Origin of the sequence: Halostella limicola (assembly GCF_003675875.1) — an archaeon.
GTDB lineage: Archaea > Halobacteriota > Halobacteria > Halobacteriales > Natronoarchaeaceae > Halostella > Halostella limicola.
In genome coordinates this window covers 216,140-228,061 of the sequence record NZ_RCDI01000002.1, presented here as the reverse complement: position 1 = coordinate 228,061, position 11,922 = coordinate 216,140, and the positions used below count along the sequence as shown (strand labels likewise).

17 protein-coding genes are annotated in these 11,922 nt (G+C 69.8%); 4 read left to right on the top strand and 13 right to left on the bottom strand.

Going from position 1 to position 11,922, the window contains the following annotated elements; all coding sequences use genetic code 11:
- Positions 1-22 precede the first annotated feature (22 nt).
- Both D8670_RS09220 and D8670_RS09215 read right to left on the bottom strand, forming a co-directional pair.
- Positions 23-262, bottom strand: a complete 240-nt coding sequence (locus D8670_RS09220) for a DUF3194 domain-containing protein (protein WP_121817824.1) — start codon at positions 260-262, stop codon at positions 23-25.
- Positions 263-655: a prefoldin subunit beta gene (locus tag D8670_RS09215; RefSeq protein WP_121817823.1), complete on the bottom strand. Its 393-nt coding sequence runs from the start codon at positions 653-655 to the stop codon at positions 263-265.
- Positions 656-787: 132 nt separating this feature from the next.
- On the opposite strand from D8670_RS09215, the gene D8670_RS09210 reads away from it, so the two are divergent.
- Positions 788-1,180, top strand: coding sequence for a DUF7344 domain-containing protein (locus D8670_RS09210; RefSeq protein ID WP_121817822.1), 393 nt, complete (start codon positions 788-790; stop codon positions 1,178-1,180).
- On the opposite strand, the gene D8670_RS09205 is transcribed toward D8670_RS09210, so the two are convergent.
- The 11 genes from D8670_RS09205 to D8670_RS09155 form a co-directional block, all read right to left on the bottom strand.
- Entirely contained in the window at positions 1,172-1,444 is a 273-nt protein-coding gene (locus D8670_RS09205) for a KEOPS complex subunit Pcc1 (protein ID WP_121817821.1), read from the bottom strand. The genes D8670_RS09210 and D8670_RS09205 overlap by 9 nt on opposite strands.
- 1 nt (position 1,445) lies before the next feature.
- A complete protein-coding gene (locus D8670_RS09200; protein WP_121817820.1) occupies positions 1,446-1,580 on the bottom strand; it encodes a DNA-directed RNA polymerase subunit P in 135 nt (44 codons plus the stop codon).
- Complete coding sequence (locus tag D8670_RS09195) at positions 1,577-1,858, bottom strand: 50S ribosomal protein L37ae (protein ID WP_121817819.1); 282 nt, start codon at positions 1,856-1,858, stop codon at positions 1,577-1,579. The genes D8670_RS09200 and D8670_RS09195 overlap by 4 nt, the downstream gene beginning before the upstream one ends.
- Before the next feature lie 35 nt (positions 1,859-1,893).
- Positions 1,894-2,103: a hypothetical protein gene (locus D8670_RS09190; protein ID WP_121817818.1), complete on the bottom strand. Its 210-nt coding sequence runs from the start codon at positions 2,101-2,103 to the stop codon at positions 1,894-1,896.
- 89 nt (positions 2,104-2,192) lie between these two features.
- Positions 2,193-2,912 carry a DUF2103 domain-containing protein gene (locus D8670_RS09185; RefSeq protein ID WP_121817817.1) on the bottom strand — a complete coding sequence of 240 codons (720 nt, stop codon included), beginning with the start codon at positions 2,910-2,912 and terminating at the stop codon, positions 2,193-2,195.
- Between the two features lie 122 nt (positions 2,913-3,034).
- Positions 3,035-3,442 (bottom strand): zinc ribbon domain-containing protein, encoded by a 408-nt coding sequence (locus D8670_RS09180; RefSeq protein ID WP_121817816.1) that lies wholly within the window; start codon positions 3,440-3,442, stop codon positions 3,035-3,037.
- 46 nt (positions 3,443-3,488) lie between these two features.
- On the bottom strand, positions 3,489-4,460 hold the full coding sequence (locus tag D8670_RS09175) for a hypothetical protein (RefSeq protein WP_121817815.1): 972 nt from the start codon (positions 4,458-4,460) through the stop codon (positions 3,489-3,491).
- Positions 4,461-4,519: 59 nt separating this feature from the next.
- Positions 4,520-5,842: a tRNA pseudouridine(13) synthase TruD gene (gene truD / locus D8670_RS09170; protein ID WP_121818573.1), complete on the bottom strand. Its 1,323-nt coding sequence runs from the start codon at positions 5,840-5,842 to the stop codon at positions 4,520-4,522.
- Between the two features lie 96 nt (positions 5,843-5,938).
- Positions 5,939-6,214 (bottom strand): HalOD1 output domain-containing protein, encoded by a 276-nt coding sequence (locus D8670_RS09165; RefSeq protein WP_121817814.1) that lies wholly within the window; start codon positions 6,212-6,214, stop codon positions 5,939-5,941.
- 159 nt (positions 6,215-6,373) lie between these two features.
- Positions 6,374-6,712, bottom strand: coding sequence for a peptidyl-tRNA hydrolase Pth2 (gene pth2 / locus D8670_RS09160; protein WP_121817813.1), 339 nt, complete (start codon positions 6,710-6,712; stop codon positions 6,374-6,376).
- A 106-nt stretch (positions 6,713-6,818) separates the two neighbouring features.
- On the bottom strand, positions 6,819-9,461 hold the full coding sequence (locus D8670_RS09155) for a PAS domain S-box protein (protein ID WP_121817812.1): 2,643 nt from the start codon (positions 9,459-9,461) through the stop codon (positions 6,819-6,821).
- 269 nt (positions 9,462-9,730) lie between these two features.
- Between D8670_RS09155 and dcd the strand changes: the two genes are divergently transcribed.
- From dcd to D8670_RS09140, 3 genes are read left to right on the top strand one after another with little or no spacing between them, the layout of a single operon-like run.
- Positions 9,731-10,318, top strand: a complete 588-nt coding sequence (dcd, locus tag D8670_RS09150) for a dCTP deaminase (RefSeq protein ID WP_121817811.1) — start codon at positions 9,731-9,733, stop codon at positions 10,316-10,318.
- Positions 10,315-11,211 (top strand): thiamine-phosphate synthase family protein, encoded by an 897-nt coding sequence (locus D8670_RS09145; protein ID WP_121817810.1) that lies wholly within the window; start codon positions 10,315-10,317, stop codon positions 11,209-11,211. The genes dcd and D8670_RS09145 overlap by 4 nt, the downstream gene beginning before the upstream one ends.
- A gap of 1 nt (position 11,212) precedes the next feature.
- Entirely contained in the window at positions 11,213-11,878 is a 666-nt protein-coding gene (locus tag D8670_RS09140; protein ID WP_121817809.1) for a class I SAM-dependent methyltransferase, read from the top strand.
- Positions 11,879-11,922: the final 44 nt, after the last annotated feature.

Below are 11,922 nucleotides of genomic sequence, written 5' to 3'. Positions count from 1 at the left end.
ATCCCAGTGAAAAAACCGCCCGTCAGGCCTCGTCGAAGAGGTCGTCGACCGCGGCGCGCGCGGCGAGCGCGGCGTCGTCGGCGACGCGGTCCTCGTCCGCGGACCCGTCGGGGGCGTGCACGTAGACGTCCACTTCGAGGATGCCGTCCTCGAACGTCACCGTCACGTCGAGATCGTCGACCGCCGAGTTGTCGAATCGCGAGAAGACGACGTTCTCGGCAGCTTCGGCGGCGGTCTGTACGACCTCGTCGTCGGTCGGCATCTATGCGCCGCCGGCGCCGCCGGGGCCGCCCATCGGGCCGCCGCCGCCCGCACCGCCGAGCATCTGCTGCAGTTCCTGCTGGAGCTCCTCGAACTGGTTCTGGACGCGCTCCTCCTGCTTCTCGAGCGTCTCGACGCGGATCTCGAGGCTCTCGACCTTCTCCTCGAGGTCGTCCTGGGCCTCGTCGTACTCGGTGGCGACGAGCAGCTCGCCGACCTCGCGGTACATCTGCGTGGACTCGTCGATGTCGTCGAGTTCGTCCAGGGCGTTCTGGGCCTCGGTCAGCTGCGTCTCGGCCTCGTTCTTCTGGACGGCCACCTGCTGGGCCGTCTCCTGAAGGTCCTGTAGCTCCTCGAGTTTCTCCTGTGCTTCCGGCGGCAGATTACCCTGCATACGCGGAAGGTCGTTCCCCGCATTGAAAAACCCCCGCTTTATCGTCTTCGGGTGCGGAGTCGCGGACCGCACGCCGGCGCGTCCGCCGCCGTGTCGTTACTGTTAAGTCGCTTTTGTTTAATTATCAGATAGATGAGCACAGAAGACCGTCTCGTCGGGGACGACGGCCGGCCGCTGCGCCGGGGACCGGACGACCGACCGCCCGTCGCGCTCTCTCGCGACGTCGTTTTCGAGCTCCTGTCGTGCCGCCGCCGACGGCTCGCGCTCTATCACCTCGTCGACGCCGAGTCCCCCGTCGACTTCGACGACCTCGTCTCGCGGATCGTGGACTGGGAGACGGGATCGCTCGCGCCGCCGCGCGACCACGAGCGGACGGTGTCGACGGCGCTCCACCACCGCCACCTGCCGCGACTGGCGGAGGCGGGCGTCGTCAGATACGACGCCGACGCCGGCGAGATCCACTACCGGCCGTCGCCGCGATTAGAAGAGAGCCTCGCCGACCAGCGGGACGACGACCTACCCTGAATCCGCCGTGCGCTCCGCTTGCGCTGCCGTTTGCTCGGCCACGTCGACCAGCGAGAGCCACGTGTTCAGCGCCGCACGGAGCGCGACGAGGTCAGCCGCCTCGACGGCGACCGTCACCGTCGCGCCGTCGCGCGAGACGGTCGTCGCCGACCGGTCGCCCTGGATCTCGTCGACTTCCTGGCTGACGCTCCGCTCGACGGTGCGGGCGCGGTCGAGATCGGAGTAGGAGAAAGCGAGCGTCGTCTCGTGGACGAACGTCGGCACGCTACCGGACGTCGACTTCCTTGACGTCTCGACTCCGCTCTTTCAGCAGCACGCGGTGTCCGCAGTACGGGCACCGGACCCCGCCGTACTCGTCGAGTTCGACGTCGCGCTTACAGCGGGAGCACTTGTAGCTCATTCGTCGTCTTCGGCGAGCGCGGCGCGGATGGATCGCGTGACGGTGCGACCGCCCGGAGTCTGGGGGCGGAAGGTGCCGCCGGCGAACTTGTACCCGCACTTGCCGCACTGCCAGATACCGGTCCCCTGCCGGTCGACGGCGTTGGAGCCGCAGTCCGGGCAGGCGTGGTCGTCGTTCATGTCCGACTCGATCTCGGCGACGCGGCGTCGGGCGACGCGACCGTAGCGCGCTCCGAACCGTCCGGCGCTGCCGGTTCGTCGTTTTCCTTCTTCGGCCATAGTAACGGCACGTAACCCGAGCGCGCAAATAAACCCTACGAGTTCCCCTCGACCGGCAGCGTCAGGATCTCGTGGGCGATGAGACAGAGCGCCGCCAGAAAGCCCGCGACCCACAGCGGCAGCTCCGCGATCGATCCCCCCATCCCCGTCGCCGCGTCCGCCGCTCGCGCGGCCGCTTCGAGCAGCACGCCACCGAACGCGACCATCGGGATCGCGGCGAGCACGGCGTCGTAGCGGGTGACCATCGTCTAATTAGATGTAATTATCGGCAAAAGGCGTTCGGGTACTTGCCGAATTTCGATCAGGTTCGTCGCGGTCGCGCCGGCCCGGCTGTCTACTGCAGGTCCTCGTCGTCGAGCGCGTCGTTGAGGTCCGCCCGGACCCGCTCGCCGGTGTCGCGGTCCCTCGCCGTCGTCACGACGCGGTTCTCCTGCACGCTCGACCCGTTTCTGATCAGCAGGCGGACGTTGCCGTTGTTGTCCGCGCGCGTCGCCTTCGCCCTGACGCCCGACTGCGAGCCCTTCCCGCCGGCGTCGATGGGGCCGGGGACGATCTTCTTGACGTGCGGGTGGCCGGCGACGGTCTGCACCGCGCGCCGCCCGTCGCGGCCGCCGATGAGCGTCGAGTGGGTGCCGCCGATCTTCTCGCGCGGTGCCGCGTCGACGACCTCTAGCGCGGCGTCGCCGCGCCGGTCCAGCACAGCCTCCACGGGCTCGCCCTCCTCGACCCGGTAGAACTCGTGGTGCAGTTGCTCGCGCGTCGCCCGCAGCACCTCGCGGTCGCCGGCGGCGAACACCTCCTCCGGCCGCTTGCGTCGCACCTCGTCGGCGATCCGGCCGGCGAAGTTCCGCAGTTCGATCACGCCCGTCTCCTCGCCGTCCTCGGGGTTCGTCGTGATGGTCGTCGCGGCGACGACGCGCTCATCGTCGAGCATCGTCACCGTCGCCCGGTCGCGGTCGATGTCGAGGACGACGGCGTCCGCGTTCGCCGTCCGGCAGACCAGGCAGTAATCGCCCGGTCGCTCCAGCGGGGACGCGCACTGCCGGCACTCCATGTTCGGCGGCTAACCGCCGACCGGATAAAACGTCCGCGCTTCTCGTACTGTCGGACGGAAGTCAGTGAAGAGTTTCGCGGGGACGTCACCGCGAAATATCTGAAACAGTTAGTCCGACAGTATCACGCGGCGACCTCGCTCCCACAGTTGCGGCAGTAGCGGGCGTCCTCGGAGAGGCTGACGCCACACTCCGGACAGGCTCGTGGGCCGTCTGGGTCCTCAGGGAGCGCCTCGCCGCAGCGCCGACAGAACTCGGCGTCCTCGGCGGCGGGTTCACCGCACTCGGGGCACGCCCGACGGGACTCCCACACCACCCGGCGCTGGGAGTCGTTCAGGTACTTGAACGCCGCGTAGACCCCGTTTATCACGCCGAACGACCACCACGCGGTCAGCAGCGCGATGATGACGTGTATCCCGAGGTCGCCGAAGTTCCGCTTGACGAGCACTACCCGGTCCGACGCTTCGTCCTCTATCTTCCATCCCGCCCGGAGGGCGTCGTCTATCTCGCGCCGGAGTCGTTCGCTTCGCATACCTACCGTACGACGGGCGGCGGCATAACCGTACGTCTTCTCGCCTCTACTCCCGATTCGGGTCCTCGACGCTCGCCCGGAACGCGTCGCCGCCGTACCGTATCGGCGGCGCGTCGTCGTGCACGCCGAACGCGGGGACCGTCCCCGTCGTCGACTCGACGCGAACCGTCCGGACGCCCGCCTCGACGTGCGCCAGGGCGTCGCAGAGGGGCCAGCGCCGGATCGCCTGTTCGGTGATCAGTTCGCGGGGCTCCTCCGCCGGGTCCTCGACGCGTTCGAGGACGTACGTCGCCTCCCGCGCGTCCTCGTGGTCGCTCCCGTCCGCCTGCACCGTCACGACATCCCCGTCGCGGGCGGCCTCGCGGACGGCGGCCGACGGCGTCAGCGCTACGGGGTCGCCTGCCAGTTCGAACCGCGCGGCGAACACCACCTGCTGCTCGTGATCCCCGTCCTCGAACCAGCCGTCGACGGCGAAGGCGTACGTTCCCGCGCCGAGGCCCCGCACCGAGACGTCTCCCTCGTCTGCGACGGAGTCCGTCTTCGGGTCCGGACGTTCGCTCGACGCCGCGAGGGTCCACCGGTGGTCCTCGCCGGGTGCCAGCGACATCAGCGGTTCCGGCACCATCCGGGGCGCCACGCGGAACCACTCGCCGTCGACGCGCTTCGAGAGCGACCAGTCGTAGAAGTTCGTACTGAAGGTCTGGTCGGTGTCGTTGCGGAGCGCGAACGCGAACTCGGCGACCGGGAGGTCGCCCTCCGCGGCGGAGGGTTCGAGCGCGATGGGCGCGTCTCGGTTCTCGCGGTACCAGACGACGGTGTCGACGTGGTCGCTCCCGCGGGGCGGGAAGCCGTCGGGGTCGCGGCCCTCGATATTCTCCGTCCAGTCGTCGACCGTCGTCTCGGTGGCGTCGGTGCCGTTCGTGCCGTTTTCGGCGTCGTCCGGCGAGTCGCGCGCGAGGCAGCCGGCGGCGAGGGCGGCGGTCGCGGGGAGCGCTCGGAGGAAGCGTCGTCGTCGCATACGCCGGGGTTGTCGCCTGCCCGGTAAGTACTTCGTGAAGGGTACAGTCGCCCTTTGAGCTATCCGAGGTCCAGCGGGTCGCCCTTCAGGAACTCCCGCAGGACGACCGTCGCGTACGACCCCTTCGGCAGGGTGAAGGAGAACGAGAGCGGGTCCCGCGTCACGTCCAGATCCGTGTGGACCAGGATCGCCCGCCGGTCGCCGGTCGATCCGAACTCGCCCGGGAGATCGAAGTCCCCGGGCGCGAGGTCCATCTCGTCGAGCACCTCGCGCTCTATCTCGCCGGGCTCGCCGTCCGCCAGTTCGGTCTCGGTGCCGACCAGCGGCGCGGTGACGAACGCCCGCTCGCGCTCGCAGTGGCGGGCGACCGTGTCGACGCGAGACTCGGTGACGCGCTGGCTGCGGTCGGTGTCTGGCAGGGCGACCCCGTCGGGGGCGTCGGTATCGGCGAAGCAGGCGACGTCGCCGGCGACGGGGCGGTCGAACGGGAGGCCGCGCTCCAGTCGCTCGCTCAGGATCCGGTTGAACGCGTACGACTGGGCGGCGTGGACGAACAGGCGCTGGAGGTTCGAGGGGAGCGTCTCCAGCGCGGCCCGGAAGTCCGCCGGGTCCTCGCCGCCGTTCTCGACCAGTTCGTGGAGCATCGACCGCTCGTAGCCGAGGCGGCGCGGGAAGCGGTCGAGCGCTTCCCCCCAGTCGTCGGATCCCTCGACGAATCGCCGGGCCTCGCGCGTCCCTTCGGGCTCGCTCTCGCGCGGGTTCCCGAGGTACGCCATCACCGCGTCTTCCCACTCCTCGCGGACGACGCGCAGGCCGACCTCGTGGGTGACCGGGCGCTTGCTGCCGAAGCGCTGCTGGCCGAAGAAGTTGGGCACGGCGACGGACCCGCCGCCGAACTCGCGGAGGTCGTCGGCGATGGCGTCGGCGTTCTCCGGCGCGTCGGGGTCGGCGACGCGGATCTCGAAGGCGTTACCAGCCAGATCGCCGAATAGGATCGACCGACCCGCGCGACCGACGGCCTCGATCTCGGCGTCGCGGATCTCGGGCAGGTCACCGGGGGCGACGCCCTTGACGCTGAACAGCTGGGTCGTGACGGCGTACTTGTCCTTCGTCCCGGCCCAGGAGACGCGCTCGCGGCTGATCCCCAGCGCGTCCGAGAGGCGCTTGGCGAAGTCGTTCGTGTCCCAGCCCGTGAGCGTCGCGCGGAGGACGAGGTGCTCGTAGGTGTCGGGGTCGGCGTCGACCGGTTCGAGGTCGAACCGTTCGAGTTCGCGCACGCGGAAGTCGGCGTCCTCGTCGCGGAGGCGGCCGCCGGTGCCGTCCGCGTCGCTGACGTAGTACGCCATCCCCACGGCGCGTTCGAGGTCGTGTGCCGGGCGCATCAGCGCCACCCCCTGGTCGGCGGAACGGCGGCAGTCGCGGTCATACGTGACACTGGCGGGGCGGGGCATAAGGCACGTGCGGTCGGCGGCGGCGATCTACCGGGAGGAAGGGAGGGCGCGGGCGGAGACGTCGCCGGTGGCCGAGACTGTGATGCGGCAGCCGTTCGACTCGAACGAAACCTCGCCGCCGCGGCGGGCCGCGGTGTCGGTGTTCTCGAACAGGGCCTCGAGCGCATCCGGGTCGACGGCGTCGTGGAGCGGGTCGATCGCGAGCGGGTCCGCGTCGAGTTCGTCGGCGATCGCCGCGACGACTGCCTCGGTCACGCTCTCGGTCGCTCGTCGGATCGTTTTGGTCCGCTGTTTCGTACTCATATTACCGTCCAGTGGCGGGACGGGGATAGGGGTTCCATCTCATCGTCTAGCCTCCGGCGCGAGCCGAGGGTATACATATTCGGCGCCGGGCGGCGACGACCGCGCTCCGATCCGGGCGGGACCCGAACGAGAGCGCGCGTCGGGCGGTCGCGCGCCGGTTCAGAACAGCGAGAGGTCGCCCGTCACCTTGTCGACGACCGCGTCCTCGCCCGGACCGACCGCGAGCGCGGTGACCGTTCCGGGATCTAACTGGGTGTGGCCGGCGTCGCGGACGATAGCGTGGGGGAGCCGCTCGCGCTCGGCGGCGTCGGCGAGCTCGAACAGCTGGGACTCGCCGCTGCCCTTCAGGACGACCTTCTTCTGTCCCTCGCCCTTCCACTGCTTGCGGGTCCGACTGTCGGCGTCCTCGTATGCCGACAGCGCCGCGTGCGCGACCTGCGCGGCGAGCTTGCCCTGTCCCATGCCGATGTCCGTCCGAGCGACGATGGCCTGTTTCATGGCCACACCGAGGACGGGAGCGCCTTTATCCCTGACTATCGCGCCCGCGAGAAACCGCCGGGAGCGGTCGTCCGAGCGCGGCCGAGGCCGTTTCGGTCGTCGACCGTCACCGCTCGTCCGACTCGGCCGCGGGGAGGGCGAAGGAGAACGTCGCGCCCTCGCCCGGCTCGGACTCGACCCAGATGTCGCCGCCGTGGCGTTCCACGATCCGCTCGCACAGCGCCAGCCCGATCCCGGTGCCGGAGTGCTCCTCGCGCCCGTGGAGGCGCTGAAACACTTCGAACACCCGCTCCTGGTCCTCGGGGTCGATCCCGACGCCCGAGTCGTGGACCGAGACGACCACCTCGTCGCCCTCCCGCTCCGCCGCGACGCGTATCTCCGGCGGCTCGTCCCCGCTGTAGGTGATGGCGTTGCTCAGCAGGTTCTGCAGCACCTGTCGCAGTTGGCTGGCGTCCCCCTCGACAGGGGGGAGCTGCTCGGCCCGTACGTCGGCGTCGGCCTCCTCGATCCGGATCTGGAGGTCCTCCAGCACGTCTTCGAGGAGGGCGTCGAGGTCGACCGGCACGAGCGGCTCCCCGCGCGTCTCCACGCGGGAGTACTCGAGCAGGCCCTCGATCATGTTCCGCATCCGGTCCGCGCCGTCGACCGCGAACTCGATGAACTCGCGCCCCTCCTCGTCGAGTTCGTCGGCGTAGCGCCGCTCGACGAGCTGCAGGTAGCTCGACACCATCCGCAGGGGCTCCTGCAGGTCGTGGGAGGCGGCGTAGGCGAACTGTTCGAGGCGCTCGTTCGACTCCTCGAGCTGGGCGATCGTCTCCTCGAGCCTGCGCTGGGACTCCTTGCGCTCGGTGATGTCGAGGGCCATCGTCACCCCGGCGAACACGTCGCCCCGAGCGTCGGTGATCGGGACCGCGTGGAGTACCCACTCCCGGCCGGCGTACGAGAGCTCGATCGTCCGCTCCTCGCCGTCGAGCACGGCCTCCATGGCGGGTTCGAGCGCGGCGACGGTCTCCTCGTCCCAGGCCTCTCGAAAGTACTTCCCCTCAATGTCGTCCGGGTCCTGGGAGATCCTGTCGAAGCCCTGCCCCGCCGCCAGCGTGTACTCGAGGTCGTGGTCGAACAGCGTGACGACACCGTTCGGGAAGTGCTCGGTGAGCGTCCGGTAGCGCTGCTCGGACTCCTCCAGAGCCTGCTCGCGCTCCTTGCGCTCGGTGACGTCGCGGAAGTAGACGGAGATGCCGGTCTCGGAGGGGTAGAGGTTCGCCTCGACCCAGAACCCGAGCGTGTCGTAGTAGAGCTCGTAGCTCGTCGACTCCTGGGTTTCGAGCGCCGTGTGGAAGGCGTCCCAGACCTCGTCGACCTCGCCGGCGGAGGGGAACACGTCCCAGAGGCTCTCGCCGATCAGGTCCTCCTCGGAGCGCTGCAGGAGCTCCTCGGCGCGCTCGTTGACGTGCGTGAACCGAAACTCCTCGTCGACCGCGTAAAACGCGTCGGAGATCCGGCTGAACACCCGCTGGAGCTCGCTCTTGAGCTCCTCCTCGCGCTGCCGCCGGTCGGTCATGTCGCGGGTCACCTTCAGGAAGCCGCGGTGGTTGCCTCCGGCGTCGCGGACGGGCGTGATCGTCACGTTCGCCCAGAACCGCGTGCCGTCGTTCCTGAGGCGCCACCCCTCGTCCTCTACCGAACCGGTCTCCAGCGCGACCCGGAGGTTCCGCTCGGGGACGCCCGCCGCACGGTCCTCCTCGGTGTAGAACGCCGAGAAGTGCTCGCCGACGATCTCCTCGCGGTCGTACCCCTTGATACGCCGCGCGCCCTCGTTCCAGCTCATGACGCGCCCGTCCGGGTCCAGACGGAAGATCGCGTACTCCTCGACGGCGTCCACGAGGGAGCGAAACTCCTCCCTGCTCTCCCGCAGTGCGCCCTCGGACCGCTTCCTGTCGCTGATGTCGTAGTAGAGTTCGACCCGCCCGCCGGCGTACTCGCCGGACTCGATCGGCTTGCTCTGGTACTCGAGCCATCGCTCTTCGAGGTCGTCGGCCGCGATCCGGCACTCGAGCCGGTCGACGTAACTGCCGTCTTCGTACGACGTCAGGACGGTCCGGGCGAAGGACTCGGGGGCGGCGAACTTCTCCTTGAGGGTCTCGTCGATCACCGCTCGCTTGTCTCGGCCGACGACGGCGTCGTACTCCAGCCCGAGGTACTCCTCGATCGTCTCGTCGATCCACCTGATCTCGTGCGCGTCGTCGAGCACCACGACGCCGATGTTGGCCTCGTCGAGCACGTTCGTGACCGACTTGTACGACGTCCGCGCCGAGCCGAGCGTCTTCAGTTGCTGGTCCGTATCGACGAGCTCGCGGGCGACGCCGATCGATCCCTCGAACTCGCCGCCGTCGACGAGGGGGTTGATCCGGAGCTCGCAGGGCATCGGCTCCCCCTCTGCGGTTCGGATCGCGAGTTCGAAGGTGGCGAGCTCGACGCCCTCGGCGACGTGCTCGGCGATGTCGCGCTCTATCTGGTCGACGTCGGCGTCGGCGAGCAGGAGCGAGACGTGCTCGCCGAGGAGTTCGTCGCGCTCGTAGCCGGTCATCTCGACGACCGCGTCGTTGACCGCGACGAAGTGTCCGTCCGCGTCGAGCTGGTAGACCCCGTCGTCTATCGTATCCACGAGCGCTCGGTACCGTCCGAGCGCCACGTCGTCGTCGGGGTCGTCCCAGAAGTCCCCGGCCGTTGACCCCGATCCGGTGTTCATGCGCTCCAAGAAGCCATTGAGGGTGATAAACCCCGTGGCACGGATCGCGGGCGAACGAGAGCCCCGGTGAACGTGGCGAGCCCGTTGCCGTTCTCGTCGTCGACTACGATCCCGCGGCGAACGTCGTCGAACCGACCGCAACGAGCGAACTGACCCGGTTTGCTGGATCGATCGCCGACGGTTCGTAACCCTGCATTGGAGTCCGAAAGAGGGGTCCGCCCGGCGGCCGGACCGAGGAATTTAGGCCCCTCCGCTCGCTCCTTCCCGGTATGATCCTCTCGGACGCGGACATCCTCCGCCGGCTCGAGGAGGGCGACCTCGTCGTCGAGCCGCTGGAGGACCTCGACCTGCAGATACAGCCCGCCAGCATCGACCTCCGACTCGGCCGCGAGTTCCTGGAGTTCCAGCGCACGAACATCCCCTGCATCCACCCCGACGCGGAGTGGGAGGTCGACGAGTACGTGTCGGAGACCGTCGTCGACGAGGGCGAGGAGTTCATCCTCCACCCCGGCGACTTCGTCCTCGGGACGACGAAGGAGCGCGTCGACATCCCGGCTGACCTGCTGGCGCACGTACAGGGGCGGTCGTCGCTCGGTCGCCTCGCCATCGTCGTGCACGCGACGGCGGGCGTCGTCGACCCCGGCTACCGCGGGCAGATCACGCTCGAACTCTCGAACCTCGGCACCGCACCGGTCGCGCTCACCCCCGGAATGCGCATCTCGCAGCTCATCTTCACGGAGCTGAAGTCGGCCGCGGAGCGCCCGTACGGCAGCGGCCGCGGATCGAAGTACCAGGACCAGGACGGGCCGCAGGCGTCCCGGATCGGCGGCGACCGGGAGTTCGGAGGCGACCAATGAAGTTCGTCGAGGAGATCGTCGTCGAGGAGTTCCTCCCGACGTTCCGGTCGATGCTGGCCGAGGACCTGCGCGACCGCGGCCTCACCCAGAGCGAGGTCGCGTCGGCGCTCGGCATCAGCCAGTCCGCCGTCTCGAAGTACGCCCACGGCGACGTCGCCCGCCGCGAGGAATTCATGCGGGACGAGCGCGTCCGGGAGCTCGTCGAGCGCGTCGGCGAGGGGCTGACCGAGGGCGGGATGCGCCCGGTACAGGCCCTCGTCGAGGCCGAGGTGCTGATCCGGCGACTGGAGGACGGCGACGTGCTCGCCCAGATGCACGAGGAGGCCGTCCCGGAGCTCGCAGAGTACGGCGGCGACTTCAGCATCCACGACCCCGAGAGCGAGCTCCGGACGACCGAGCGCGTCCTCGCCTCGCTCCGCCGGGGCCTCCGCCGTCTGGAGAACACGAGCGGGTTCGCCGCGCTCATCCCGAACGTCGGGTCGAACCTCGTCGTCTGCACGCCCGACGCAGACGACCTCGACGACGTGGCCGGCGTCCCCGGTCGCATCTTCGACGTGAAGGGGCGCACGACCGTGCCGAGCGAGCCGGAGTTCGGCGTCAGCGAGCACGTCGCGACGGTGCTGCTCTCCGCGCGCGAGGCCGGGCGCGACGTGAACGCCGCGCTGAACGTCCGCTACGACCCGGATCTGGTCGAGCGTCTGGAGGCCCACGGCCTCGTCACCGCGGAGTTCGAGGGCGAGGAACACGTCCGGAAGGCGGTGACGGACGCGCTCGCCGAGACGCCTGACGCCGACGTGCTCTACCAGACCGGCGGGTACGGCGTGGAACCGATCGTCTACATGCTCGGTCCCGACGCGGAGACGGTCGCCGAGCGCGTGCAGGGCCTGGTCTGAGATGGCGTCGGCCCAGTCGTTCTACGGCCGGTGGGCCGGGCTGTACGACCGCATCGCCCTGCATACGCCGGGCGTCGCGAGCCTGCGCGAGCGCGCGGCCGCGGCGCTGCGCCTCTCGCCCGGCGACACCGTCGTCGACATGGGTTGCGGTACCGGCGCGAACCTCCCGTACCTCCGCGAGCGGGTCGGCCCGGAGGGAACCGTCGTCGGCGTCGACTTCACCGGCCCCATCCTCGACCGCGCGCGGCGGCTGGTCGATCGCCGCGGCTGGGAGAACGTCCACGTCGTCCGCGGCGACGCCACGCGGCCGCCGGTCGCGGGCGGCGTCGACGGCGTCCTCTCAACGTTCGTCGTGGGGATGTTCGCGGACCCGGCCGGGACTGTCGACGACTGGTGCGACCTCGTTCGGCCGGGCGGGCACGTCGTCCTCCTCAACGCGGCGCGGAGCGACCGGTCGTACGCGGCCCCGATCAACGCCGCCTTCCGCGCCGTGACGGTGCTGTCGACGCCGCCGACCCTGACGCTCCGCTACGACGACCCGCCGGACGTGCACCTCACCGACCGCGTGCGTGCAGCGCGGGATGCGCTCCGGGCGCGGTCGGACGCCGTCGCCCACGAGGAGCACTGGTTCGGGATCATCCGCCTCTCCGGCGGACGGATCGCCTGACCGCCGTGCAACCGCGGGCTCCGCCCGGCGAGACCCCCGTCTGA